This window comes from Anaerobacillus sp. ABR4_321, assembly GCF_056158505.1.
The window spans coordinates 1,880,663-1,906,522 of record NZ_JBSWTK010000001.1 but is presented as its reverse complement, the minus strand read 5'-3'; the positions used below and the strand labels follow the sequence as shown (position 1 = coordinate 1,906,522).

The following is a 25,860-nucleotide window of genomic DNA, read 5'->3' as shown; positions in this document are numbered from 1 at the left end:
CAGTCGAAAAGCCCGCAGCTTCAAATGAAGCTGCGGGCTTTTTCTATCCTACGACATAGCTTGCAACACGATTTCGTCCCTGTTGCTTCGCTCCCGTGTACATCGCACGGTCTGCGTTTCTAATTAGTGTTTGACCATCTTCTCCTTGATCTGGAGCTGTCGCGACGCCAATACTAGCAGTAATGTAGATGACCTGGCGATTCCCATTTTCCAAATCATTAAAAATTTCAAAAGGTTGATCGGCGATGACGAACCTTAAATCTTCAGCAATCTGAAAGCTTTGTTCGTGTGAAGCATGATCGAGAAGAATGATAAATTCTTCTCCTCCAAATCGAGCCACCGTCCCTCTATTCCCTATTTCTTCGACAAGTCGATTCGCAAGGCCACACAAAACTTCATTGCCACTGTGATGTCCAAACGTATCGTTTACTTTTTTGAAGTGATCGATATCTAAAAGGATGATGGAGAACGGACTATGATTTTTTTCATAGGCTAGATACCTCTCATCTAGCAACTCTTCAAAGAACCGATAGTTGTACAAATTCGTTAACGGACACGTTTCACTTTTTCGCTTCGTTTCCTCATAGTTCTTTGCATTATCGATGGCAACAGCTAAATAGTTCGCTAGAATTTGCAATACGAGAATATGCTGCTTTTCATAGGATCGTACTTTATTAGACGTGAGGGTAATGATGCCTACTACTTTTTTATTTCGCTTCATCGGCACTGAGATAATTGAGTTTGTTGAAAGAGGTATTACACCAGTCGTTAAACTCTTCCATTGAGATCGCTTGCTATACAAGCGACTTCTACCACTGCGCCATACGATTGAGCTTATTCCTTCTTGAGGTGATCTATCCCCCGGGCCCTCTATGACCCCTACTCCACGCTCGTATGTCTTGATGAGAGAAAGTCTTCTTACATTTTCAGCATCCATTACATAGGCGTGATCGACTTCGAACATGTCAGTCGTTTTTTCAAGAAATAAGTTCAATATGTCATCCGTATCGAGTCGCTGTGTAATTTGCTGACCAATTTCACTTGTTTTATGAAGGAGGTCATTTACTTTTCGACTAGAGTAATACAACCTTAACATTAAAGAGATAAGGATGAATGGCACACCTACGAATAAAATGGCGATTGCACCAAGATATGTATGAAGCATATAAAGCAAGAAGCCAATTGGGAGCGTGACCGCAGTTGTGATCGCTTCCCAAACCATATCTTTTCCGAAAAAGGTCGTGTCTGCTTCTTTATACACAAACACTTTCAAGAAATGAAGCAAGATTTGATTAACGAAGATTAAAGAGAACGTATACGCTAATGCAGGTAGTACCTGAAACATCGCATTACCAGAAAATTCTCCCACAGTCCCACCAAGGGCATAGAACAAACCACCCGAAATAAGTGAGATCATCATAAACATGAGCATATTGACAGGGTAACGATGGCTTTCTTTCTTCGTTATTCGCAAATTAAGCAGAAAGACCAGGATAGAAAGTTGAGTTAAAATCATTTCTACGAATAGACCATATCTTAGAAATACGGTGAGCGATATGCCCTGAATAAAGAAGATGTCGATCCCTTTTACATTGATCGGCATCATGGAGACAACTGCAAGGAGTGCGAACAGCGCTAGAATATCTAACACGTTTCCTGATAAATCAGGGGGAAAGAAGGTATAGGTTGCAAAGATAAGTGTGGGCCAAAAGATTAACCAAGTGATCCACACTTTGACAGTCATACTTGCATTCAATTTCTTCCCCCTTCCATCTTCCGTCCTTTTGAAGAATAATTTTCCAATTTTGAAATTGTTTAAGTTTATAATAGCAAAAAATGAAGGAAAAGTCCTAGTATTTTGTATTTATTTCAAACTTTTTAGAAAACTTCTCACTTCTGAAATAAAATAAAGAGATCCTGTTATTAAGACGAGATCGTTTTTATCAGCTTTCGTCATGATAGCCTGTACCGCTGAGGTCCAGTTCTCATCATACGTTTTTCTCGTAAACGAACACCTTTCATATAGCTGCCTTGCACTAACCGCTCGAGGGAAGTCGAACGTCGTAAACGTAATATCCTTCACAATAGGATAGAGGGGTTCCAACATCGATTCGATATCTTTGTCACCCACCGCACTAAACACTACATATATTGAACCACCTTGATACCGCGTTTTAATCGTTTCAGCCAAACTAGCTACCCCTTCGGGGTTATGTGCTCCGTCGATCACAACGTCTGGGTCTTTAAGCATAAGCTCGAACCTTCCTGGCCATGCTGCTTTACTTAACCCTTGTTTGATCATCTCTTCTTCGATATGAAGGCCATAAAACACTCTTAAATATTCTATCGTCATCAGTGCGGCTGATGCATTCTTTACCTGATGGGATCCTTTCATCTCAATCTGGATATCTTCTAACGTTCGATATGGAGAATGAAATGTGAAGTGCTCTCCTTCATCTGTAGATGAAATCGCACTTACCTTAAACTCTTCGCCTAATTTATAGCTTTTGGAACTTTTCTTTTTCGCCGTTTCGACTAGTATCGATCGAACAAGCTCATTCTCAGCAGTAGTAATAAGAGGGACTCCTGGTTTGATGATTCCCGCTTTCTCAAACGTAATTTGTTCCAAGTCACCTCCAAGGATATGCATGTGATCGAATCCGACGTTCGTTATCACTGATACTAACGGGTGAATGACATTTGTTGAATCTAAACGACCACCTAGTCCAACTTCCATCAACACGATATCAGGATATGAAACGCTACCAAAGTACACTAAACTAATAAGAGTAATTACTTCAAATTCTGTAGGAGAACCGAGTGTAGTGTTCGATGTTTCCTCTACAATCGGATATACACGATTACATACCTCTACCAAATCACGTTCTGGAATAGGTGTTCCGTTCAAAGCAATACGTTCTGTGAACGATTCGATGTAAGGTGAAGTAAACGTGCCTACTTCATACCCTGATTCCTGCAAGATATGCCTCATGTACGTAACCGTTGAGCCTTTACCATTGGTGCCTCCGACATGAACAAACTTCAATCTCCTTTCAGGATGACCTAACTGTTCAAGCATCCATTCCATTCGTTCGAGCCCAGGTTTGATTCCGTGATTTAATAAGCTGTGAATCCAGCTCACAGCTTCATCATATGTAGTGAACATCCTTTCTCTCACCTTTCTTCAAAAGAAGGCGAATCTCCTTTTGAGAGATTCGCCATACCTTTATTTTTTCAATTCGTTTATACGTGCTTCGACATTACTTCTTCTTTCTAAATAGTCCTTCTCTTTCGCACGCTCTTCATCAACAACTTTTTCAGGTGCTTTACTGATGAACTTCTCGTTAGCAAGTTTCTTTTGAACTCGCTCTACTTCCGAATCAAGCTTTTTCAACTCGCCTTTAAGACGCTCGATCTCTTCATCGATGTTGATCAAACCTTCTAACGGTAGGAATAACTCTGCTCCTGAAACGACTGCTGTCATCGACTTGTCAGGTGCTTGTAGATCTGCAGAAATTGTTAGTGCTTCTGGGTTACAGAAACGTTCGATATACTGCTTATTCTTCTCAAGCTGTGCTTCAGCTTCAGCCGTTTTTGGCTTGATCTGCAGTTCGATCGGTTTACTTGGTGCAACGTTCATTTCCGCACGGATGTTACGAACAGATCGAATGATCTCTGTAAGTAAAGCCATGTCTGCTGCTGCATCCGGGAAGTGAAGGGCATCCTGTTTCTCTGGCCAGCTAGCGACAGTGATTGATTCTCCTTTATGAGGAAGGTGCTGCCAAATTTCCTCAGTAAGGTAAGGCATAAATGGATGAAGCATACGCATCGTTTGATCTAACACGTAAGCTAAAACAGAACGAGTCGTCTTCTTCGCGGCTTCATCTTCACCATACAATGGCAGCTTCGCCATTTCGATATACCAGTCACATAGATCATCCCAGATAAAGTTGTAAAGGTATCTTCCAACTTCACCGAATTCATAGTTGTTGATCAATCTTGTTACTTGGTCGACAGTGTCGTTCAGTCGAGTTAAAATCCATTTATCAGCGGTTGATTTTTCGCCAGTAAGATCGAGCTCATCGTATTCCATGCCATCCATATTCATTAGGGCAAAACGAGAAGCGTTCCAAATCTTATTCGCAAAGTTCCAAGTCGACTCAACTTTTTCCCAGTAGAACCTTAGGTCATTCCCTGGTGAAGAACCAGTTGCAAGGAAGTAGCGAAGAGAGTCAGCACCATACTTCTCGATAACATCCATCGGATCTACTCCGTTACCAAGAGACTTACTCATCTTTCGTCCTTCAGAATCTCTTACAAGACCGTGAATCAATACATCGTTGAACGGACGCTGTTCAGTAAATTCGATGCCTTGGAAGATCATGCGAGCTACCCAGAAGTAGATGATATCGTAACCTGTTACGAGTACATTCGTAGGGTAATAGCGCTTGAAGTCTTCTGCTTCTTCATCAGGCCATCCCATTGTAGAGAAAGGCCATAGAGCTGAACTAAACCATGTATCAAGAACGTCTTCATCTTGATTCCAGTTCTCGATGTCTTTTGGTGCTTCATCACCAACATAGATTTCGCCTGTTTCTTTATGGTACCAAGCCGGGATACGATGTCCCCACCACAGTTGACGTGAAATACACCAGTCACGAATGTTTTCGATCCAATGAAGATACGTCTTCTCAAATCGTTCAGGTACGAAGTTTACTTTGTCCTCAGATTTCTGAAGGTCGATCGCTTGTTTTGCAAGAGGTCCCATTTTAACGAACCATTGCGTTGAAAGATAAGGTTCTACAACTGCACCGCTTCGCTCAGAGTGCCCTACAGAATGAACATGCTCTTCAATCTCAAAGAGTGTGCCTGCTTCTTGAAGGTCCTTAACGAGCTGCTTACGACATTCGAAGCGATCCATCCCTTTATATTTACCAGCATTATCGTTCATCGTACCGTCTTCGTTCATCACAAGAACACGCTCTAAGTCATGACGATTTCCGATTTCAAAGTCGTTAGGATCATGTGCCGGAGTGATTTTTACTGCACCAGATCCAAACTCCATATCAACATAATCATCAGCTACGATTTCAATTTCTCGTCCTACGATCGGAAGGATCGCTTTCTTACCAATAAGGTGCTTATATCGCTCATCTTCAGGGTGTACAGCAATCCCTGTATCTCCGAGCATCGTTTCTGGACGCGTCGTCGCAATTTCGATATGCCCTGAGCCATCTGAGAGTGGATAACGCATGTGATAAAAGTGTCCTGTTACTTCATGATGGATAACTTCAATATCAGAAAGAGCTGTTTTCGTCTGAGGATCCCAGTTGATAATGTATTCGCCTCTGTAGATGAGACCCTTCTCATATAATTTAACGAAGACTTCACGAACGGCGTTTGAAAGGCCGTTATCAAGCGTGAAACGCTCACGAGAATAATCGAGAGATAAGCCAAGCTTCGCCCATTGACTTCTGATAAAGTCTGCATATTCTTCTTTCCATTCCCATGACTTTTCAAGAAATTTTTCTCTTCCTAAATCATAGCGAGAAGTCCCTTCTTCGCGTAGTTTTCCTTCTACTTTTGCCTGAGTGGCAATACCAGCGTGGTCCATCCCCGGTAACCAAAGTACATCATAACCCTGCATTCGTTTAAAACGAGAGAGGATATCTTGAAGCGTTGTATCCCATGCATGCCCGAGGTGCAGCTTACCTGTTACGTTCGGTGGTGGAATAACAATCGTGTAAGGCGTTTTGTCCTTATCACCTGTTGCTTCAAAAAACTTCCCATCTACCCAATACGGGTACCATTTCTGTTCAGTTGCCTGTGGATCATACTTTGTCGGCATCGTTAGCTCTTTATTAGCCATTACCATCCATCCTTTCCAATCAATAAGTCGATAGCAAACAAAAAAACTTCTCCCATCCTTAGTGAAAAGGACGAAAGAAGTTTCGCGGTACCACCTTTATTTACAGCTCCAGAAAAAAGAGAGAAGCTGTACGCTTCATTGAATAACGGATTCACCGGTCTCTCCTACTACGATTTCAGAGAAACAGCTCCAGGGCGACTTCAAATGTTACGTTCCTAAGAAATCTCGCAGCGAATGATTTCTCTCTCTGAAGGGTTCACATTTTACTACTCCCTATCGTTGCCTGTCGACTATTTGTATTCATAAGTTTACCTGTTGTATAAAAAACCGTCAAGATACTATTAGCCCTTTTTACTATCATAACCACTTTCTTTTTTACTTAATCACCCAAACTACTGTCCAAACATAACCTGATTGTATCGAGAGTACTATGAAGGGGACCTATACATGAAAAAGCGATTTGGAGGACTCAACCGCTATCAGCTTCCACCGGCTTTTTACAAATTCAGAGACATACTGGCGCAATTCGTACCGCCTTTTATCTTCTTTCAGGCGATAAGAACGATTCTCTTTCCAACTTCAGTGGATGTGCTTATCTTGATTATCCTCGTAGCATTAGAAGTGTGTTTTTATTTTGAATGGATTTAAGCACGCATATTTTGTAGTGTCGTCGTAATTCCATTCATCACTTCTATTTTTTTGGTGAAATGACGGACATGCTTCATGTGTGACCAATCTCTCTGATTCGATAGAAAATGTGTCACACTGTTAAACAACGATTCAGGAAAATACAAATAACTTGCGAGCAAATCCTTTTCTTCTTCATGCAGAGCAAACTGACTTTCATAGTGAGAAATGTTTGAGACTAACGTATCTGGGTTGAATTGAAACGGTGGTACCGAAGCACGAATCATGTACGTAAGATCTCTCACCGGAGAGTCTACTACGGATTTTTCGAAGTTAAGGAAATATCCTTTTTCTCTTCCTACAACAAAATGAGAAGCTGAACACTTCCCATGACAGAGCACAGTTCTGTATCGTTTCGTTTCATTCGTTTGTTCAAACCAATAGTCTAGTCGTGACTTTGATAGGTCACAATTTTTCATGAGTTGATGAAAATGGGTCGCAACAGCCAATTCAAATGGAGAGAGATAGATGCGTTTTTCAATATCGTTAACGTACTTTTCCATTTCGAACTGACGACTTTCTCTGAGTACGACCATCTTTTCATAGAAATGCTTGATGGATTCTTCAGAAAAGGCATGATCCTTTACGGAATACCCATGTAATTCTGCTAGCCTTTGAATCATCTGAGACTCTTTTAATGACGGATTAACACTTCCTTCTTCGATCCAATGAGATAAATACAGCACACGATCTTCTACCACTACAAACGTATCGCCATACTTTGTGTTGATCAACGGTACATATCCATTAAACTTTAATTCCCTGAAGTAGTTCTCTAGATACAGCATCCAATCCATTCGATCTCTTGTTAATCTTGTTTCTTTAAGTGCAAAAGTTCCTTGATTCGTTGTAACTTTCAATACTTTTCCATATCTTTCGTAGTGTTCAAGAGTCATGTCATATTGAAATAAAATTGCATTAAGATTATTCATAGGAGATTGTCCTCCTAGTAGAGAGCTTTAGAACTTCATATAGTTCCATCATCGTGTCCCATTCTTTCTTAAATCGGTTATAAACCTCTTCTTCATCCTCACAATCCTGCATCTCTCTAAGGCAGTCAGTCCATTCCCATGGTGCTAGAAGTGTATGTTTCACACGATCAACTAAATCACCTGAGATCGCATTTTGTAAACTTGCCCAACACGCTTTTCTATCTTCTTCCGTATAGGAGTCGGTAAGGAGCGCACGTCGGATTACTTGATGAGCAGGCTTTGGAAGGCTGTTACTCAAATCATAGAAGTATTGTCCCATGACCATTTTCAACGCATTCCCGTCATAACATGTTGGATTCATGAGGAGTGATGACTTTCTTTGTTTCACTTTTGGAATATAGCGAACTAAAGAAGAATAAACTTCCTGGTTCTTATGTTTCAACTGTTGTAAGTTCTTAAGAGCCTCCTTATAAGGAAACTCTCCAAGGTCTACCTCATTGTAATAAGGAACCTCGCTTCCAACTTCAAGTAATGAGGCGATCAAAAAGCCAAGGAACTCTGGATCGTTGATTATTTCCGTTGACTCAACAACATCATGTATCGTAATAAATGAGCCTCCAAGTTGAACAAATGGAGCACCATCACGTGTACGTATCATCCGATTGCACATGATTCCTGATTTAGAAAAAAGACGGTCACGGAAGTTGAGATGATACTCAAGCAATTTCCGATCCCGCCAATAAGTTACTCTCTTCAACCCAACATGTGTATGAAATTCAGATTCTTTATGATTCCAGTGCAAACCCTTAAATTCATACTGCTTTTTAACCACAGTCGTTATGTCCATGTGTACTACCCCTTTTCACACCTATTACCGGTTAACGGGGATGTATAGGATCTGTCCTTCTGTCACTTCTTCTTCATCAAGTCGATTCACTCGTGCTAGGTGACTCGGCAAAACTCTGTAACGCTCCGCAATCTCTGTTAGGGAGTCGCCTGGTTGAATGATGCACATCTTCATCTTCGAAAAATTTTCTTCATCTTTAGTTAGCATATTCGTTAAATACAAAGCATTTTCTTCACGAACTGGCTCTCTTTCTTCTACGGTTTCTTCTGAAGCCTCAGCATATTCACTATACTCATCATACTCAGCTTCATAGTTGCCCCTCTGTGCACTTTCCTCGTTATGATTATAGTAACTGGATTCTGCATTTTGACCTGCCATCCTTGTTAATAGATCATAGTTTGTTTCATTGTTCATAGCTTCGTACTGCACTTCTGCAGGCTCTTCATCTGTCTGTGAAGCTTTCGCCCTCATATCAACTTGAGGCGTCCGTTTGCTTTGTGGAAACATAACAGGTTCTTCTGCCTCATCACTCACATATTTCACATCATTTTCCCAAACAGATTCGTCTGATGAACGTTCTTCTTCAAGTTCTACCTCATCATCGTATTCAACCTCTGAGTCATTTTCATAATTTGGATATCCTGCGTCTCCTTGGATACCGCTAATCGAAATATCTGCATTTAGCTGTAAACAATTCGTTTCGCACAGCGTGTAGTCGAACGTATCGACCGTTACAAAAATATCTTCTAACTTACTGATCCTGCTCGATGGAATTGTAATATCTACCGGAAAACGATGTCCGATCGTAGCAGTTCCATCCTCTCGAGTTTCTACTTCATGAACAGAACGATAGACGGACGACTCATCTTCGTGATCCTCGTAATCTTCATACTCTCTTTGCAAATACTCACCTGATAAATACAAACACCCTTTAACTGCTACGTAATCCTCATATTCTTCAATGGAAATTTCAGGGTCTAGAGAAATCGATAAAACCTCTTCAACTTCCTGTCCTTTCTTTAACCATACCTGCTCCTCAACGGAGAAATGCAAATGTGAATCATTCTGCATGCTTTCTCCTCCTTTCGAACATTATCCATACATTACACGTTTATGAATTGGATTTAAGAATATGTCTAAAACATCGAAAATCCACGCTATCTGTACAAGAACATAAAAAAACCTGTTAGGGATGCCCCTAACAGGTTTGGTATTATTTTAGTTTAGAGAAAGCTACTTCTGCAGCTGCAATCGTTTGATCGATGTCGCTATCTGTATGTGCTGTAGAAAGGAAGAGACCTTCAAATTGAGATGGAGGAATCGACACGCCTTGGTCAAGCATCTCTTTAAAATACTTAGTAAAGTAATCTAGGTTTGAAGATGAAGCAGTTTCAAAGTTCACAACATCTTCATCTGTGAAGAAAAATCCAACCATCGATCCAGCACGGTTTACAGTATGAGGGATGTTGTACTTCTCAGCCGCTTTTGAAAGTCCTTCTCCTAGTCGTTCAGCTTTTCGTTCAAACTCTTTGTAGCTATCAGGTGTTAGCTGCGATAGCGTTTCATAGCCGGCTGTCATCGCAAGTGGGTTACCGCTCAATGTACCAGCCTGGTAAATCGGTCCACTCGGAGCAATCTGATCCATAATTTCTTTCTTACCACCATAAGCTCCTACAGGAAGTCCTCCACCGATCACTTTTCCAAGGCAAGTGAGATCAGGTGTAACTCCGTAATAACCTTGTGCACAATTATATCCAACACGGAATCCAGTCATAACTTCATCAAAGATAAGAACAGTACCGTTTTCTTCTGTAATCGTACGAAGTTCTTCTAAAAATCCAGCATGAGGGGGAACAACACCCATGTTACCTGCAACTGGCTCAATGATTACTCCCGCAATATCATCACCAAATTCTTTAAATGCATAGCGGACACTTTCAAGATCATTGTATGGAACAGTAATCGTGTTCTTTGCGATTCCTTCAGGAACTCCTGGGCTATCTGGAAGTCCGAGTGTCGCAACACCAGAACCAGCTTTGATCAATAGGGAATCGCCATGTCCATGGTAGCACCCTTCAAACTTAAGAATTTTATTACGTCCTGTATATCCTCTAGCAAGTCGAAGCGCACTCATAGTTGCTTCAGTTCCAGAGTTCACCATACGAACGCTTTCGATTGAAGGAACGCGCTCTACTACTAACTCTGCTAACTTTGTTTCATACGTGCTCGGAGCACCAAAGCTAGTACCAAGCTCCGTTACTTCCTTCAAGCTATTCACTACCTTTTCATCGGCATGTCCAAGGATGAGAGGGCCATAAGATAAGACGTAATCGATGTATTCATTTTTATCGATATCATAAATCTTCGACCCTTTTCCTTTCTCCATAAAAATAGGATCAAGTCCAACTGATTTGAATGCTCTCACAGGGCTGTTCACCCCGCCCGGCATTACTTTAGTAGCTTCCTGAAACGCTTCTTTGGAACGATCATAATTTCCCATAAAAGATACTCCTCTCTCTTCTTATTTATCTAACCAGCGTGCTGCGTCTTTTGCGAAATAAGTAATGATAAGGTCTGCGCCCGCTCGCTTCATACTCGTTAATTTTTCTAAGACAACTTCTTCTTCGTTCAACCACCCATTTTGGCTGGCTGCTTTTATCATTGAATATTCCCCACTTACGTTATAAGCAACCATTGGAAGAGGGAATCGATCCTTTAATTCTCGGATGATATCAAGATATGAAAGGGCTGGTTTTACCATCAAGAAATCAGCGCCTTCTTCGATGTCACTCTCAGCTTCTCTGATTGCATCCAGTCGGTTTGCAGGATCCATTTGATATGTCTTTCGATCACCAAACTGTGGTGAGCTGTGTGCAGCGTCGCGGAAAGGTCCGTAAAACGCAGAAGAAAACTTCACCGCATAGCTCATTACTGGAACATCAACGTACCCAGCTTCATCTAGTCCTTTACGAATCGCTCCTACAAACCCATCCATCATGTTAGAAGGTGCGATGATATCTGCGCCAGCTTCAGCTTGAGAAACAGCAGTCTTCGTTAATAGTTCTAGTGATTGATCGTTTAGGACATATCCATCTTCGATCACGCCACAGTGACCATGGTCTGTATACTGACATAAGCAAGTATCTGCAATAACCGTGAGCTCCGGAAACTCTTCTTTAATTTGCTTGATCGCGCGTTGTACGATCCCCGTTTCACAGTAAGCTTCAGATCCAACGGCATCTTTATGGTTTGGTACACCAAACACAATGACAGATTGAATACCTAACTCGACTACTTCTTTAATCTCCGCATTCAGGTGGTCTAAAGAATAATGAAACACACCTGGCATCGAAGGCACTTCTCTCTTCACATCATTTTCTTCAACAGCGAAGATAGGATAAATTAAATCTTCTTTATGTAAAAACGTTTCTCGAACCATGGCTCTCATCGATTCAGATCTTCTTAAGCGACGATGACGTCGAAAATTATCAGCGTTCATTAGTATCCTCCCTATTTTCAAAGTAATGCTCTAAACTTTGTAGCAATCCTTCGATCGTATATTCATCTGGAACAACATCTGCTTTCAATCCGTATGATCGAAGCGTTTTATCTGTTATAGGTCCAATTACTCCTATCGTGATCCCTTTCAAACTCTCTTGCAAATCTTTTGTTTGAAGCAGTTCAACAAAATGATGAACAGTGGAAGATGATGTGAACGTTATGACATCGACCTCCCTCTTACTAATAGCCTCTACTAATGGGGCTTGAGAATCCTCAGGAACAACCGTTTCATAAATCGTGAGATCGGTTACATTGAATCCGAGCTTCTCTAATTGCTGAGGCAAGACCTTTCGACTCAAGTTCCCTCTTGGTAACAGGATTGTCTCTTCAGGTTTTCCCTCTCTTGAAAGCGCTGAGATCAATCCTTCTGCCGTATAATCTTCTGGAAGTAGGTCGATCGCAACATGATGTTTTTTAAGTTCTTTTGCTGTCTTACTGCCGACTGCAGCCACTTTACTTTTTGTTGGTAGGGAAGCTTCTTGAAAAAAGAAGCGAACTCCATTTGAACTTGTAAAAACCACCCACTCATAGCCTGAGACATTCAATGTTTGTAGCGCGTGTAAGCGTGGTTTAAACGCAATGAGGGGAATTTCTACAGAAACTCCCCCATGCTTCTCAACTAACCTCGAAAATGTAGCTGCCTGCCCCCGAGCTCTCGTGACTAATACACGTTTCCCTGAGAGCGGTGAAATCATTGATCGAGTTCTTCCTTCACACGATCTAATATCTCTTTAGCACCTTGCTCCTTCATCCTATTCGCAAGTGTGACTCCTACTTGTTTGAAATCAGAACCTGTTTCCATTTCTTTGATGACTACAGAACCATCAGGCTCGCCTACAAGTCCAGTTAATGAAATGGTTCCATCTTTTAATACCGCATGGCCAGCGATAGGTACTTGACAGCCGCCTTCTAACGTATGAAGGTAAGCTCTCTCAGCCAATACAGTTTGCGTTGTGTGCTCATCGTTAAGTTTTTCGAGAAGACTTAGTAACTCATCATCACTTTCTCTGCATTCGATCGAAAGTGCGCCTTGTCCCACTGCAGGTACACATAGATCAGCATCTAGGTATTCAGTGACGATCTCTTTTGACCACCCCATACGATGAAGGCCTGCTGCCGCTAAGACAATCGCATCGTAATCTTCTTCTTCAAGTTTACGTAAGCGAGTGTCGATGTTTCCTCGGATCCACTTGATTTCTACATCAGGTCGAATCGCTTTTAATTGTGCGCCACGTCTAAGGCTACTCGTACCAATTATAGCTCCTTCAGGAAGCTCTCGGAACAATTGCTTCGATTGAGAGATAAGAACATCTCGGAAATCTTCACGCTCAGGTATACACCCGATCGTTAATCCTTCTGGCAGGACGGACGGCATGTCTTTCATGCTGTGCACGGCCATGTCGATTTCTCCCTTTAACATCGCATCCTCGATTTCTTTTACGAAGAGGCCCTTTCCACCAACTTTGGATAAGGTAACATCGAGGATTTTATCTCCTTTAGTAACGATCTCTTTTATTTCAAAATCAACTTCAGGATTGATTTCTTTTAATTTGCTAATCACCCATTTTGTCTGTGTGATCGCTAGCTTACTCCTACGTGATCCAACAATTATCTTCCTCATGTTTTATCCCCCAAACTTTGGTTGTGTTACTCATTAGCTATACCAGAAATGAAATTGTGAAAATGCCCCTGATAAGAATACGTTGATCAGGACGACTACAAATGCGCCAACGTTCCAAAGTGCAAGTGACTTTCCCTCAATGTCTCTGGCGACCTTTTGATATAAATACATGCTGTATGCAATAAGTACGATGAATGAAACGATCACCTTCGTATCCAATAAACTAAACTGATCTACTTTCAGATTCGCCCAAACGATACCTAAGATCAAACTCAATAATAATAGCGGTACACCTAGAACAGTACATAAATACGAAAGCTTTTCTAACTGTGATAAATCACCAAAACGCCATAGTCTTTTACTCAACTTCTTCTCTTTCAACATTTGATAGAGAATTAAGTACATGACTGAGAAAATAAATGAAAGAGAAAAAGCGCCATAAGAAATAAATGCCATGGTGATATGTATGACAGAGAGCTCAGACATGAGCTGTTCTGTTAGCATACTTGAAGCTTGTTCCCTCGTCGCAAATAGGTTGATGGTCATCAAGATGAAACCGAGTACATTTGCAAAGAACACAAAAAAGTCGACTCGGAAAAACCAATTGATCAATAAGGATAATGAAACAATCACCCAAGTATAAAAAAATAACCCCTCAAAAGGTGTCAAAATTGGAAAACCGCCGATTGCAATGATTTGCGTTACGAGAAAAGTTGATTGCAAAATCCACACAATAGAAAGCAACCAGAAGGCAATATGATTTGCCTTCCGGTTGTTTTGCAAGAAGTCAATAAAATACCCCAATACACTTAGTGCGTAAAGAGAAATGGTTAAATCATAAAGCCAGCTGACGTTCGTCACAACTCATGTCTCCTCTCCTAGGAGCGCACTTCTGATGCTCTTAATAAGGCTGAGTAATCAAAGGTTTCTTGCTTTCTTTTTTCTTCGTTTTCTTGTACGCGCTGCTTATGAAGTTCCCGTTCGATTTCTTCTTCAATCGCAAAGATCTTAGTGAAGATCTCGAGAGACTCTTCTGCGTTTGGTTCTCCAGCCATCTCTTTCACTCGAACGATAGGATCTCGTAAAAGTTGGTTAACAATACTCTTCGTATGCTTACTGAGAACTTTCTTTTCACGATCGGAAAGATCCGGAAGCTTCCGTTCAATACTCTTCATCGTTTCAGCTTGAATTGAGAGCGCCTTTGAGCGTAGCGCTGAAATCATCGGCACAACTCCAAGTGTGTTCAACCACTCTCTAAACTGTACAAGATCTTCTTCGATCATCAGTTCAATCTTTTCAGCTTCTTTCTCTCTTTCAGCAATATTCGACTCGACGATCCCTTCAAGGTCATCGATGTCATACAAGAATACTGAATCCATGCTGTTCAATGCAGGGTCAAGATCTCGTGGAACCGCGATATCTACCATGAACAGAGGACGCCCTCTTCTCTTTTTCAATACAGGTTTTACGTTGTCTTCAGTTAACACGTAATTCGAAGATCCTGTTGAACTGATCAGAATATCTGCATCAGATAAAGCTGTATGAATATCATCCATCGAACGTGCTTGTCCCATGAATTGTGAAGCAAGCTCAGATGCTTTCTCAAGAGTACGGTTTACGACGGTTACTTGACTTACGCCGTTACTCTTTAAATGCTTGGCTGTCAATTCACCCATCTTACCGGCGCCCAGAATAACTACATGCTTGTTATCGAGCCCACCGAAGATCTTTTTAGCAAGTTCAACTGCTGCGTAACTGACAGAAACAGCATTTTCCCCAATTTCTGTTTCAGAGTGAGCGCGTTTTGCTAGTGTGATGGCTTGCTTGAAAAGCTGATTGAATATCGTGCCAGTAGTTTGTGATTCCTGTGCAAGTAGGAAAGCATTCCTCACTTGGCCAAGAATCTGTGTTTCTCCTACAACAAGTGAATCAAGACCTGCCGCAACGCGATAAAGATGCTCTGTCGCTGCATCGTTTTCTCGAATTTCTAGATAAGGTCTAAATTCATCTTTTTCAATACCGAACCATTCGGATAGAAAAGCTTTAGAATAATATCTCCCTGTGTGAAGCTGATCAGCTACTACGTAAAGCTCGGTACGGTTACACGTAGAAAGAATGACGGCTTCTAGAATACTTTTAGAGTGACGCAACTTATTTAACGCCTCAGGTAATGTCTCTTCCTGAAACGAAAGTTTCTCTCGTATTTCAACAGGGGCTGTTTTGTGGTTCAACCCTACGACCAGGATGTGCATCGTTCCACCCCCAAATATTGTTAACCCGGAACATGTTCTTATAGTATCAGTTACTATTATTTTAACATGTGACAAAAATCACAGAGTTTCAAATTGTGAACAGACTTTGAAACAAGATGTGATATGATGTAAAAAAAGTATCTAAGCGTTATTATAAGTAGTCATACCACTAATAATGTACCAGAAAACGCAAAGTTTAGCAAAGAACGTGCAATTCTGACAATAGGAGGCTCATTTCTTGAAACGACAAAGTGTTTTTCCAGGCGTTCTGTTTATTGGAATCGGACTATATTTTCTTGTCCAAACTCTAAGTTTGCCCATCTCTGAACAAATCACAAGCTGGCAAATCATCCTGATTCTAATCGGTGTTGCGATGATCATACAGGGTTTGATATCAAAAGAAGGAGCGTTGTTATTCCCTGGTGTGCTCATATTGGGTCTCGGCGTTCACTTCTACTTCGTGAATAAACTCGCACTGTGGCCTAATACGTGGGGGATGTACTCATTAATATTAAGTGTGGCTTACCTTGCTACTTACTACAAAACTAAAAAATCCGGTTTGATACCAGGGTTATTACTATTAGCCCTATCTATTATCGAGCTGCTTTACACAGGTTTTCAACTCTGGCTCGCATCGACCTTTTCGTTTGTTGGGCAATTCTGGCCTTTAGCCTTAATCCTTATAGGAGTTTACTTAGTAGTCAAAAAGAAGTGAGGGTCCAAGCATGTGCTTGGATCCTCACTTCTTTATTATGCTTATAATATCGAGCTCAAAAAGTCTTGCGTTCTTTGTTCTTTTGGATCGTTAAATATATCTGCCGGTTTTCCTTTTTCGACTATTTTTCCATCGTGCATGTAAACGACCCAGTCAGCTACTTCACGGGCGAAGCCCATTTCGTGCGTAACGACTACCATCGTCATGCCTTCTTTGGCAAGTTCCTTCATCGTTGAAAGAACCTCTCCGACCAATTCTGGGTCTAGAGCAGATGTTGGCTCATCAAACAACATGATTTCAGGCTTCATAGCAAGTGATCTCGCTATAGCTACTCGCTGTTTTTGGCCTCCTGATAATTTATTTGGGTACACATCCGCTTTATCAGCTAGACCAACTTTTGCGAGGAGCTCTCTGCCTTCTTTTTCTGCTTGAGCTCTCTTCATTTTTTTCACCTGTAAAGGGGCTTCTATTACATTATTCAATACCGTCTTGTGAGGAAATAGGTTGAAATGCTGGAACACCATTCCGACCTTTTGACGAACTTTGTTTAAATTGTCTTTATTTGGTTCGATCGTTTGTCCTTCTATAATGACTTTCCCGCTATTTTTTATCTCAAGGAAGTTCATACAACGCAGAAGTGTACTCTTACCGGATCCACTCGCACCGATCAATACGACCACGTCACTCTCTTTCACTTCCATATCGATATCTTTCAATACATGAAGATCTCCAAACGACTTGTTCAGTTTCTCTACTCGAATCATTTCACCTTTTTCTGCCATTATACTGCACCTCTCTTCTTAATCACTCGCGGACAATCGTTTCTCAAGCAGGTTAACCAGTAGTGTAAAGATGAGAACGAGTACTAGATAGTAAACTGCTACGATCAATAGATAAGTCATTTCATCAAATGTCCTTGCTCCCTGTGTAGTTGCTACACTGAACAACTCAGGAAGGGCTATAAATGCTGCTAGAGACGAGTCTTTTAATCCAATGATGAACTGGTTTCCAAGTGGAGGCAGTGCGCGTCTGAATGCCTGAGGTAAAATAATCCGTCTCATTGCAAGCGTATGACTCATACCAAGTGAACGCCCTGCTTCCATTTGTCCTTTATCAATGGATTGAATCGAACCACGAAAGATCTCTGCGATATAGGCACCATTATGAAGAGCTAATCCAATAGATGCAGCCCAAAATTTCGGGATATTAAATTCCGTTAAACCAAAATAGAAAATAAAGATTTGAACGATTAGAGGGGTTCCTCGAATTACAGCTATGTACACATTGGCGATCCAATTCAATACTTTAACTTTGGATATTTTAAATAAAGCAAAAAGTAAACCGATAAATACGGCAATTAAAATGGATACTGCAGTTACCCGAATGGTTAGCCAGAGACCTTCAAAAAAGACAGGATAACTACTTAATAGTGTTTCAAAAAAATGAGAGAATGTAGGCAAGAACAATCAGCTCCTTCGATTTCAATAAACGCTTACTGGTAAAAAAGAATGTGTGCGCTAGCACACATTCCTTTCCTTACTCATTGTCAGGGTTCTGGGTGATGTCTACTCCGATGTATTCCTCACTAAGTTGTTTCAGCGTTCCATCTTCTTTAAGCTCCATGATCGCTTTGTTAACAGCTTCAAGTAAGTTCTTATTTTCTTGCTTGATCGCTACTGCTTGTTCACTTGTGCCGAGTTGCTCAACTTTTTCAACTTTAAATCCTTCTTCGATCGCTTGCTTACCAGTAATATCATCTGTGATAACAGCGTCATGCTTTCCTTCACTCAACGCACGTAGTGCTGTTTGGTCACTATCGTAGTTAGAGATCTTATCTGTATATTCCTGAGCTGACTTTTCGTAAGTGGACCCTTTGGAAACTGCTACATCTTTACCAGCTAGATCTTCTACGCTCTTAATATCGCTACCAGGTTGAACATAAAGTACTGGACCAGAATAATAGTATGGTTCACTAAAGTTAACTGCTTTCTTTCGCTCTTCAGTAATCGTATGACTCGCTACAGCTGCATCATATCGACCAGATTTAATCGCTGATACCATACCACTAAACTTAAACTTTTCTACTTCGGGCTCAAGACCAATTTTCTCAGCAATCGCTTTTCCTACTGCTACATCATAGCCTGAAAGGTCTCCATTCTCGTCCACTGTACTGAATGGAGGGAATTCACCAGAAACAACATAGCGGAATTTCCCGTCTTCGGTTAGTTCTAAGTTACTACCTTCTTCTCCAGACCCTTCTGAACCGCCATTATTACTATTTCCTTCGTTTCCTCCTCCACATGCTGCAAGAATTAAAACGAGAGATAGTAACACAGCTGTTAAAAAACTCCACTTTCTTTTCATTAAACTTGTCCCCCTTAACGACTATTCGAATAGCAGTTAATGTTATGTAAACTGCGGTATTGCAATCATACCAATATTTAGATATTTCATTCAATTGTCACTTTTTACTCACATCCCTTCTAAGAGCCCAAATATCACCAAAGTATTAACTGAGTGGACTCATACTGATGTTTGCTCTCATTTGTTCCTATTCCCAACATAATGGTAATACAAACCTTGTTTTTTCAATTTTTAGAAAAATAGACCGATAAAAAAGACCTGGCTTTACGCCAAGTCTCCAGCTTGTCGAGAAACCGAAGTCATTATTCGGTGCTCCCGATGCCGTAGTCGATGACGATCGCAGGCTTTCCGCGGACGAACGTCCAAGCCCGAGGTGAAATCCACACCCCGGACTCGGCCGCCCGTTCTACCGCAGGAGTCCGCGATCGTCTCTCCTACTTAATTTGAATTAATCCAAAAAGAACGTTCCGTCCCAATGGTTTAAAAGAGATCATGACAACCCCTTTGCCATCAACGACTATTCTAATCCAACACCGTACTTCCCTACATACTAAAGACCTGGCATTTACGCCAGGTCCATCATTAAATATATGATTTAATTGCACTCCAGACATCTTCTTTACCTTGTCCTGTTTGAGAAGAAAACGTAACGAGCTTATCTGTCGGCTCTAATTTTAAGGTTTGGTTCACAACCTTAAGATGCTTTGCCCACTTCCCCTTAGGGATCTTATCAGATTTAGTAGCCACAACGATGACAGGAATCTCATAATGTTTTAACCAATCGTACATCATCACATCATCATTGGAAGGCGCATGTCTTAGGTCTACGATTAGAATGACTGCTTTTAAGTCTTCACGATCCGTTAGATACGTTTCGATCATGCGGCCCCATGCATCTCTTTCTTTTTTTGAGACCTTAGCAAATCCATAGCCTGGGACATCGACAAAATAGAGCAGTTCGTTAATAAGGTAAAAGTTAAGCGTCTGTGTTTTACCAGGTTTACCTGACGTTCTCGCAAGGTTCTTACGATTGATCAACGTATTGATCAATGAAGATTTCCCTACGTTCGATCTACCTGCAAGACCGATTTCAGGTAAGTGATCATCAGGGTATTGTTCAGGCTTAACAGCACTAATAATAAAATCAGATTTCGTTACTTTCATTTCTTTTCCCCCACAAGTGCGGTTTTTAACACTTCATCTAGATGACTCACCGGTAGGAATGTAAGGTCATTTCTTATACTCTCAGGGATATCTTCTAGATCTTTCTCATTTTCTTTTGGCATGATAATTGTCGTAAGACCTGCACGGTGAGCACTCAATGACTTTTCTTTCAAGCCACCGATAGGCAGCACTCTCCCACGCAAGGTGATTTCCCCTGTCATACCGACATCTCTTCGAACGGCTTTACCAGTTAGCGCAGAAACAAGTGCCGTTGCGATGGTAATACCTGCTGAAGGACCGTCTTTTGGAGTAGCTCCTTCAGGGACATGAATATGAATATCATTGTTTTCATGGAAAGCAGGATCAATGGAAAGCTCCTTAGAGCGAGAACGAATATAGCTAAATGCTGCCTGTGCAGACTCTTTCATAACGTCTCCAAGCTTACCTGTTAGAATCAACTTTCCTTTACCAGGTGACAGGGACACTTCGATCGCTAATGTATCGCCACCCGCTGTCGTATACGCAAGTCCCGTTGCAGTCCCTACTTGGTCTTCTGCTTCTGCTTCTCCATAGCGGAACTTAGGATGTCCTAATAACTCTTCTAACATTTTCTCTGTTACCACGACACGCTTCTTTTCACCAGATACGATGAGTTTAGCCGCTTTACGGCAGACCGTAGCAATCTGGCGTTCTAAGTTACGAACCCCAGCTTCTCTCGTATAATGGCGAACTAACTTAGTGAGGCTTTCATCTCTTATTTGAAGGTTACTTTTCTTTAGACCATGTTCTTTCAACTGTCTAGGTAAAAGGTAACTTTTTGCGATGTTAACCTTTTCGATTTCTGTATAACCTGCAATCTGAATCACTTCCATACGATCCAGTAACGGAGCAGGGACTGTAGCAAGATTGTTAGCTGTAGTCACAAACATGACTTTAGAAAGGTCATACGGCTCTTCAATATAGTGGTCACTAAATGAATTGTTTTGTTGAGGGTCTAATACTTCAAGCATCGCAGCAGAAGGATCGCCTCTAAAATCATTCGACATCTTATCGATTTCATCTAGAAGAAAAACAGGATTGATCGTTCCAGCTTTCTTCATCCCTCTGATAATTCGACCCGGCATCGCGCCAACGTACGTTCTACGATGACCTCTAATTTCAGCTTCATCCCTAACGCCGCCTAGAGAAATGCGAACAAATTCACGTCCAATCGACCTTGCAACAGACTTAGCTAAGGAAGTTTTTCCGACTCCAGGAGGTCCTACAAGACATAGGATAGGTCCTTTTAGTGAGTTCGTTAGCTGTTGAACTGCAAGGTATTCAAGTACTCGTTCTTTCACTTTTTCAAGTCCATAATGATCTTCATTCAAAATCTTTTCTGCATGGTGAATATCAAGGTTATCCGTCGTTTCCTTTGACCATGGCAATTGAATTAACCAATCGATATAATTGCGAATAACAGAACTTTCAGCTGAACTTTGAGGAATCTTTTCATAGCGATCCAATTCTTTGTAAGCCATTTCCTGAACGTTTTCTGGCATGTTCGCTTCTTCAATCTTTTCTTTTAATGTAGCGATCTCACCAGTCTTTCCTTCTTTTTCGCCAAGCTCATTCTGTATTGCCTTCATTTGCTCACGCAAGTAATATTCTTTTTGTGTTTTCTCCATAGAACGCTTTACACGCTGTCCAATTTTCTTTTCTAAGTCGATGACATCTTTCTCATTTTGAAGGATTTCAATCAGCTTATTCAAGCGATCATGGGTACTATACGTTTCAAGAATTTCTTGCTTTTGTCTGATTTTAAGAGAGAGATGTGATGCGATGATGTCCGCTAACCTACCCGGCTCTTCGATATCGTTTACAGAAGCAAACGTTTCAGCTGTAACTTTTTTTGATACTTTAATATATTGTTCGAATAAATCGAGCGCCGTTCTCATCAAAGCTTTATCTTCGATTGTTGAATCGATCGCTTCTTCAATCCGCTCAATTTGTACTTCATAATAATTCTCATTTTCTTTGAAATCAACAATTTTCCCACGCTGTATTCCTTCCACAAGGACACGGATCGTCCCATTTGGAAGCTTCAGCATTTGTTTTACGGTAGCGAGCGTTCCGACCTGGTATATATCATCTTCTTCAGGAGTTTCTATCTCTACTTCTTTCTGCGTTGAAAGAAATATTTGTTGATCATCCATCATAACCTGTTCTAGTGCTTGTACTGACTTATCACGGCCAACATCTAAATGAAGAACCATTGATGGATAAACAAGCAATCCTCTTAAAGGAAGTAATGGCAATGTTTTATGTTCATTATTCAATCTAAGGCACCTCCACACAACAAACTATTACGTTATTTATACTCTATTTCCGAGTCCACATTGTTGATAAGTTGTACTTCATTGTATCCTAACTTTCTTATACTTGTCTAATCTTCCCTGCTCAAACGGATAAAAAACTTATGAGCATGTAGAAAAGCCCGACTTAGCTGCCGGGCTGAGTTTTTCCTATAGAAAAAGATGGAAACTCTTCTGCTTTTTCTAACAAAAACGCTACATCGAATACTTGTGAAAGATGGGTGACTGGCATTACGGTAATACCTTCTATTGTTTTAAGCATCTCTTCGTTGTTCTCCTCAGGGATAATCGCGATCTTAGCTCCAGCATCCCGTGCAGCTGAGACTTTTGCGAACACACCTCCGACAGGTTTAACTGCTCCGTGAATACTAATTTCACCTGTCATGGCAATTCTGTTATTGATCGGACTCCCTTTGATCGCAGAGTAAATTCCTGTCGCGATCGCGACACCAGCTGATGGACCATCTACAGGTGCACCACCAGGGAAATTAATATGAAGGTGGTAAAGGGTTGATGGGACTCCCATCGACTTTAACACCGTTAACACGTTTTCCACTGAAGATTTAGCGAGACTTTTTCTTCTTATGGATTTGCTCTGATTGCCAATGCTCTCTTCTTCAACAATGCCCGTTATAGTGACACTACCGTCTTTGCCTTGATCCGACTTAACGGCCGTCACTTCGATCTCAAGGAGGGCCCCAGTGTTTGGGCCATAAACTGCTAACCCATTGACCAATCCTACTTGCGAACGATTCGGTACTTTTCTTTCTGGCCTAGGAGTTAATCTGCTCGCATGAATGACCCACTCCATATCACCCGCAGTGATCTTATTTCTGTTTTCGGTAATCGCTAGACCAGCCGCGATTTGCATAAGATTCACGGCTTCCCGTCCATTTCTAGCATACCGGCTTATTCGGTCGATGCCTTCTTCTACAATCGTTAGATTCAGCTTCTTTGCAGAGCGAGCAGCTATCTTCGAAATTTCATCTTGTGTCAACTCTCTGAAAAACACCTCCATGCATCGTGAACGAATAGCTGGAGGAATATCATCAGGAGATCTCGTTGTAGCCCCAATCATTCTGAAATCAGCAGGCAATCCATTTTGAAAGATGTCGTGGATATGAGCAGGAATGTTCGAGTTTTCTTCACTATAATACGCACTTTCTAAGAAAACTTTTCGGTCCTCTAAGACTTTTAACAGCTTATTGATCTGAATAGGATGAAGTTCTCCTATTTCATCAATAAACAGAATCCCGCCATGCGCATTCGTGACCGCTCCTTGTTTTGGTTGTGGGATGCCAGCTTGTCCCATCGCACCAGCACCCTGGTAGATAGGATCATGGACAGAACCAATCAGCGGATCTGCAATTCCTCTCTCATCGAACCGTGCAGTCGTTGCATCGAGTTCAACAAAAATCGCAGAGGGTTTGAACGGTGTCATTCTGTTTCGCTTGGCTTCTTCTAGCACAAGCCTTGCTGCTGCCGTTTTTCCTACACCAGGCGGTCCATAAATAATGACGTGCTGGGGGTTAGGCCCACAGATGGCTGCCTTAAGAGTTCGTATCCCTTCTTCTTGACCAACAATCTCAGAAAAACCAGAAGGCCTTATTCTCTCTGATAACGGTTCACTCAACGAAATATTTCGAAGTCTTCTCAACTGCTCCATTTCTTTTCGAGCTTCCTTATCTATCGAAACTTTCTGGGTTCTTTGATTCCTTAGTAGATTCCAGAAATATAAACCAATTACAATCCCAAAAAACAATTGTATAGCGAGTGCAACACCTGTCCAATTCATAACAAGTACCTCCTGGAGAATAATCAATAGCATTAGTATCTCCTGAGGTAGTGTTCCATAAACCGGAAACTTGGAAAGGATTATCCAAAAAGAAAAACCAACCACATTCGTGGTTGGTTGATTCTTTATGCGCTCTCTTTAGGGGATTCTTTGCCCTCTTCAATTACTGATCCGTCCTCTAAAACGAGGCGAGGAGAAGTTTTCTCACTTACAGTCGATGCAGTAAGAACGCACTTTTTAATTTCTTCACGAGAAGGAAGATCGTACATCACATCGAGCATAATCCCTTCGATGATTGAACGTAATCCACGAGCACCAGTTTTTCTTTCAATCGCTTGCTTAGCGATTTCAACTAGCGCATCATCCTCGAATTCAAGCTCAACATCATCTAACTCGAGAAGTTTTTGATATTGTTTTACAAGAGCATTCTTTGGCTTAGTAAGAATCTCAACAAGAGCTTCTTCATCAAGTGGTTCTAAGCTTCCAATAACAGGTAGACGTCCGATGAATTCTGGAATCAATCCAAAGCGAAGTAAATCTTCTGGAAGTACCTTGCTTAAGTATTCACCTGGCTTCAAGTCATCTTGCTTAGCTTCACCACTAAACCCAATTACTTTCTTACCGAGACGACGCTTGATGATTTGCTCGATGCCATCAAACGCTCCTCCGCAAATAAAGAGAATGTTCGTTGTGTCGATTTGAATAAATTCTTGATGAGGATGCTTACGTCCACCTTGTGGAGGAACACTTGCAGTTGTTCCTTCAAGAATTTTAAGTAGTGCTTGCTGTACCCCTTCACCAGATACATCTCGTGTAATCGATGGGTTCTCAGACTTACGAGCAACTTTATCGATTTCATCGATATAGATGATCCCTTTTTCAGCTTTTTCAACATCATAGTCAGCAGCTTGAATTAGTTTGAGCAAGATGTTCTCAACATCTTCCCCAACATAACCAGCTTCAGTTAGTGATGTTGCATCAGCAATCGCGAATGGAACATTCAAGATTCTCGCAAGAGTCTGTGCTAAAAGTGTTTTACCACTACCAGTAGGACCGATCAGAGCAATGTTACTCTTAGAAAGTTCTACTTCATCAGACTTTGAAGTAGCGTTGATACGCTTATAGTGGTTGTATACAGCTACAGAAAGTGATTTCTTAGCTTTTTCCTGGCCAATTACGTAATCATCAAGAATTTGGCAGATTTCATGAGGTTTTGGAACCTCTTTAAAATCAACCTCTTCTTCAGTTCCAAGCTCTTCTTCTACGATTTCAGTACATAGCTCAATACATTCGTCGCAAATATATACACCTGGACCCGCAACAAGTTTTCGAACTTGATCCTGTGTTTTACCACAGAAGGAACATTTAAGTTGCCCTTTTTCATCGTTAAATTTAAACATGAAATCACCCCTAACCGTTGATCTCGATGAAATCCGAATAGTGAAATTGCAAAGGTCTCTGCTATTTCGTCTTTAGAAACGCTGATCACTAATAAGCAATTCTAACGGGCATTCACCAATGGTTTTTCAACCCTGATTATGTATTGAAATTGTATCATATAACGCAAAAGGTTATGAAGCAAAACGACTCTTAGGAGACTTAATATGTATTGAGTAATTGTCCTACTACTATGTTTATCTAAAATATATGTTTTCATTACAACATATTTGTGTAATAAACAAGGCGCATAATGCGCCTT

21 protein-coding genes and 1 other annotated feature are annotated in these 25,860 nt (G+C 41.1%); of the genes, 2 read left to right on the top strand and 19 right to left on the bottom strand.

Annotated features, from left to right (window positions below; genetic code table 11):
• Window positions 1-43 precede the first annotated feature (43 nt).
• From ACXADT_RS09750 to ACXADT_RS09740, 3 genes are all read right to left on the bottom strand, one after another.
• Window positions 44-1,756, bottom strand: a complete 1,713-nt coding sequence (locus tag ACXADT_RS09750) for a GGDEF domain-containing protein (RefSeq protein WP_270179468.1) — start codon at window positions 1,754-1,756, stop codon at window positions 44-46.
• A 108-nt stretch (window positions 1,757-1,864) separates the two neighbouring features.
• On the bottom strand, window positions 1,865-3,166 hold the full coding sequence (locus tag ACXADT_RS09745) for a bifunctional folylpolyglutamate synthase/dihydrofolate synthase (RefSeq protein WP_474834440.1): 1,302 nt from the start codon (window positions 3,164-3,166) through the stop codon (window positions 1,865-1,867).
• A gap of 60 nt (window positions 3,167-3,226) precedes the next feature.
• Window positions 3,227-5,869 (bottom strand): valine--tRNA ligase, encoded by a 2,643-nt coding sequence (locus ACXADT_RS09740; protein ID WP_270179470.1) that lies wholly within the window; start codon window positions 5,867-5,869, stop codon window positions 3,227-3,229.
• A gap of 63 nt (window positions 5,870-5,932) precedes the next feature.
• Window positions 5,933-6,158, bottom strand: a binding site (T-box leader).
• Between the two features lie 158 nt (window positions 6,159-6,316).
• Here ACXADT_RS09740 and ACXADT_RS09735 point away from each other — a divergent pair.
• On the top strand, window positions 6,317-6,517 hold the full coding sequence (locus tag ACXADT_RS09735) for a hypothetical protein (protein WP_270179471.1): 201 nt from the start codon (window positions 6,317-6,319) through the stop codon (window positions 6,515-6,517).
• Here the strand turns inward: ACXADT_RS09735 and ACXADT_RS09730 are convergent.
• The 9 genes from ACXADT_RS09730 to hemA form a co-directional block, all read right to left on the bottom strand.
• Entirely contained in the window at window positions 6,514-7,488 is a 975-nt protein-coding gene (locus ACXADT_RS09730; RefSeq protein WP_474834437.1) for a hypothetical protein, read from the bottom strand. The two genes, ACXADT_RS09735 and ACXADT_RS09730, sit on opposite strands and share 4 nt — an antisense overlap.
• The gene (locus tag ACXADT_RS09725) at window positions 7,481-8,335 is read right to left on the bottom strand and encodes a hypothetical protein (protein WP_474834435.1); all 855 of its coding nucleotides are present in this window, start codon (window positions 8,333-8,335) and stop codon (window positions 7,481-7,483) included. The genes ACXADT_RS09730 and ACXADT_RS09725 overlap by 8 nt, the downstream gene beginning before the upstream one ends.
• A gap of 24 nt (window positions 8,336-8,359) precedes the next feature.
• Window positions 8,360-9,406 carry a stage VI sporulation protein D gene (gene spoVID / locus ACXADT_RS09720; RefSeq protein WP_474834433.1) on the bottom strand — a complete coding sequence of 349 codons (1,047 nt, stop codon included), beginning with the start codon at window positions 9,404-9,406 and terminating at the stop codon, window positions 8,360-8,362.
• A gap of 142 nt (window positions 9,407-9,548) precedes the next feature.
• Window positions 9,549-10,835, bottom strand: coding sequence for a glutamate-1-semialdehyde 2,1-aminomutase (gene hemL / locus ACXADT_RS09715; protein WP_474834431.1), 1,287 nt, complete (start codon window positions 10,833-10,835; stop codon window positions 9,549-9,551).
• A gap of 21 nt (window positions 10,836-10,856) precedes the next feature.
• The gene (hemB, locus tag ACXADT_RS09710) at window positions 10,857-11,834 is read right to left on the bottom strand and encodes a porphobilinogen synthase (protein ID WP_270179476.1); all 978 of its coding nucleotides are present in this window, start codon (window positions 11,832-11,834) and stop codon (window positions 10,857-10,859) included.
• Entirely contained in the window at window positions 11,824-12,591 is a 768-nt protein-coding gene (locus tag ACXADT_RS09705) for a uroporphyrinogen-III synthase (protein WP_474834429.1), read from the bottom strand. Before ACXADT_RS09705 ends, hemB begins: the two co-directional genes overlap by 11 nt.
• The gene (gene hemC, locus ACXADT_RS09700) at window positions 12,588-13,517 is read right to left on the bottom strand and encodes a hydroxymethylbilane synthase (protein WP_474834427.1); all 930 of its coding nucleotides are present in this window, start codon (window positions 13,515-13,517) and stop codon (window positions 12,588-12,590) included. The genes ACXADT_RS09705 and hemC overlap by 4 nt, the downstream gene beginning before the upstream one ends.
• Before the next feature lie 33 nt (window positions 13,518-13,550).
• Window positions 13,551-14,378, bottom strand: coding sequence for a cytochrome c biogenesis protein (locus tag ACXADT_RS09695; RefSeq protein WP_270179479.1), 828 nt, complete (start codon window positions 14,376-14,378; stop codon window positions 13,551-13,553).
• Window positions 14,379-14,395: 17 nt separating this feature from the next.
• Complete coding sequence (gene hemA / locus ACXADT_RS09690) at window positions 14,396-15,769, bottom strand: glutamyl-tRNA reductase (RefSeq protein WP_270179480.1); 1,374 nt, start codon at window positions 15,767-15,769, stop codon at window positions 14,396-14,398.
• Window positions 15,770-16,007: 238 nt separating this feature from the next.
• On the opposite strand from hemA, the gene ACXADT_RS09685 reads away from it, so the two are divergent.
• Complete coding sequence (locus ACXADT_RS09685) at window positions 16,008-16,484, top strand: LiaI-LiaF-like domain-containing protein (RefSeq protein WP_270179481.1); 477 nt, start codon at window positions 16,008-16,010, stop codon at window positions 16,482-16,484.
• 41 nt (window positions 16,485-16,525) lie between these two features.
• On the opposite strand, the gene ACXADT_RS09680 is transcribed toward ACXADT_RS09685, so the two are convergent.
• The 7 genes from ACXADT_RS09680 to clpX all read right to left on the bottom strand — a co-directional run bounded on the left by ACXADT_RS09680 (window position 16,526) and on the right by clpX (window position 25,561).
• Complete coding sequence (locus ACXADT_RS09680) at window positions 16,526-17,266, bottom strand: amino acid ABC transporter ATP-binding protein (RefSeq protein WP_270179482.1); 741 nt, start codon at window positions 17,264-17,266, stop codon at window positions 16,526-16,528.
• 18 nt (window positions 17,267-17,284) lie between these two features.
• Window positions 17,285-17,944 carry an amino acid ABC transporter permease gene (locus ACXADT_RS09675; RefSeq protein ID WP_270179483.1) on the bottom strand — a complete coding sequence of 220 codons (660 nt, stop codon included), beginning with the start codon at window positions 17,942-17,944 and terminating at the stop codon, window positions 17,285-17,287.
• Window positions 17,945-18,020: 76 nt separating this feature from the next.
• Window positions 18,021-18,848, bottom strand: a complete 828-nt coding sequence (locus ACXADT_RS09670) for a transporter substrate-binding domain-containing protein (RefSeq protein ID WP_474810900.1) — start codon at window positions 18,846-18,848, stop codon at window positions 18,021-18,023.
• Between the two features lie 582 nt (window positions 18,849-19,430).
• Window positions 19,431-20,012, bottom strand: coding sequence for a ribosome biogenesis GTP-binding protein YihA/YsxC (yihA, locus tag ACXADT_RS09665; protein ID WP_474834425.1), 582 nt, complete (start codon window positions 20,010-20,012; stop codon window positions 19,431-19,433).
• The gene (lon, locus tag ACXADT_RS09660) at window positions 20,009-22,330 is read right to left on the bottom strand and encodes an endopeptidase La (RefSeq protein ID WP_474810898.1); all 2,322 of its coding nucleotides are present in this window, start codon (window positions 22,328-22,330) and stop codon (window positions 20,009-20,011) included. The genes yihA and lon overlap by 4 nt, the downstream gene beginning before the upstream one ends.
• A gap of 163 nt (window positions 22,331-22,493) precedes the next feature.
• Window positions 22,494-24,161, bottom strand: coding sequence for an ATP-dependent protease LonB (lonB, locus tag ACXADT_RS09655; protein ID WP_474810897.1), 1,668 nt, complete (start codon window positions 24,159-24,161; stop codon window positions 22,494-22,496).
• Window positions 24,162-24,286: 125 nt separating this feature from the next.
• Window positions 24,287-25,561, bottom strand: coding sequence for an ATP-dependent protease ATP-binding subunit ClpX (gene clpX, locus ACXADT_RS09650; protein ID WP_270179488.1), 1,275 nt, complete (start codon window positions 25,559-25,561; stop codon window positions 24,287-24,289).
• Between the last annotated feature and the right edge of the window lie 299 nt (window positions 25,562-25,860).

What these genes read in the sequence shown, in the direction of transcription:
- spoVID (WP_474834433.1), bottom strand. Translation starts at nt 9,406, where the DNA reads ATGCAGAATGATTCACATTTGCATTTCTCCGTTGAGGAGCAGGTATGG.
- ACXADT_RS09670 (WP_474810900.1), bottom strand. Translation starts at nt 18,848, where the DNA reads ATGAAAAGAAAGTGGAGTTTTTTAACAGCTGTGTTACTATCTCTCGTT.
- hemA (WP_270179480.1), bottom strand. Translation starts at nt 15,769, where the DNA reads ATGCACATCCTGGTCGTAGGGTTGAACCACAAAACAGCCCCTGTTGAA.
- ACXADT_RS09705 (WP_474834429.1), bottom strand. Translation starts at nt 12,591, where the DNA reads ATGATTTCACCGCTCTCAGGGAAACGTGTATTAGTCACGAGAGCTCGG.
- yihA (WP_474834425.1), bottom strand. Translation starts at nt 20,012, where the DNA reads ATGAAAGTAACGAAATCTGATTTTATTATTAGTGCTGTTAAGCCTGAA.
- lonB (WP_474810897.1), bottom strand. Translation starts at nt 24,161, where the DNA reads ATGAATTGGACAGGTGTTGCACTCGCTATACAATTGTTTTTTGGGATT.
- hemC (WP_474834427.1), bottom strand. Translation starts at nt 13,517, where the DNA reads ATGAGGAAGATAATTGTTGGATCACGTAGGAGTAAGCTAGCGATCACA.
- ACXADT_RS09740 (WP_270179470.1), bottom strand. Translation starts at nt 5,869, where the DNA reads ATGGCTAATAAAGAGCTAACGATGCCGACAAAGTATGATCCACAGGCA.
- ACXADT_RS09725 (WP_474834435.1), bottom strand. Translation starts at nt 8,335, where the DNA reads ATGGACATAACGACTGTGGTTAAAAAGCAGTATGAATTTAAGGGTTTG.
- ACXADT_RS09730 (WP_474834437.1), bottom strand. Translation starts at nt 7,488, where the DNA reads ATGAATAATCTTAATGCAATTTTATTTCAATATGACATGACTCTTGAA.
- ACXADT_RS09680 (WP_270179482.1), bottom strand. Translation starts at nt 17,266, where the DNA reads ATGGCAGAAAAAGGTGAAATGATTCGAGTAGAGAAACTGAACAAGTCG.
- clpX (WP_270179488.1), bottom strand. Translation starts at nt 25,561, where the DNA reads ATGTTTAAATTTAACGATGAAAAAGGGCAACTTAAATGTTCCTTCTGT.
- hemL (WP_474834431.1), bottom strand. Translation starts at nt 10,835, where the DNA reads ATGGGAAATTATGATCGTTCCAAAGAAGCGTTTCAGGAAGCTACTAAA.
- ACXADT_RS09735 (WP_270179471.1), top strand. Translation starts at nt 6,317, where the DNA reads ATGAAAAAGCGATTTGGAGGACTCAACCGCTATCAGCTTCCACCGGCT.
- ACXADT_RS09745 (WP_474834440.1), bottom strand. Translation starts at nt 3,166, where the DNA reads ATGTTCACTACATATGATGAAGCTGTGAGCTGGATTCACAGCTTATTA.
- hemB (WP_270179476.1), bottom strand. Translation starts at nt 11,834, where the DNA reads ATGAACGCTGATAATTTTCGACGTCATCGTCGCTTAAGAAGATCTGAA.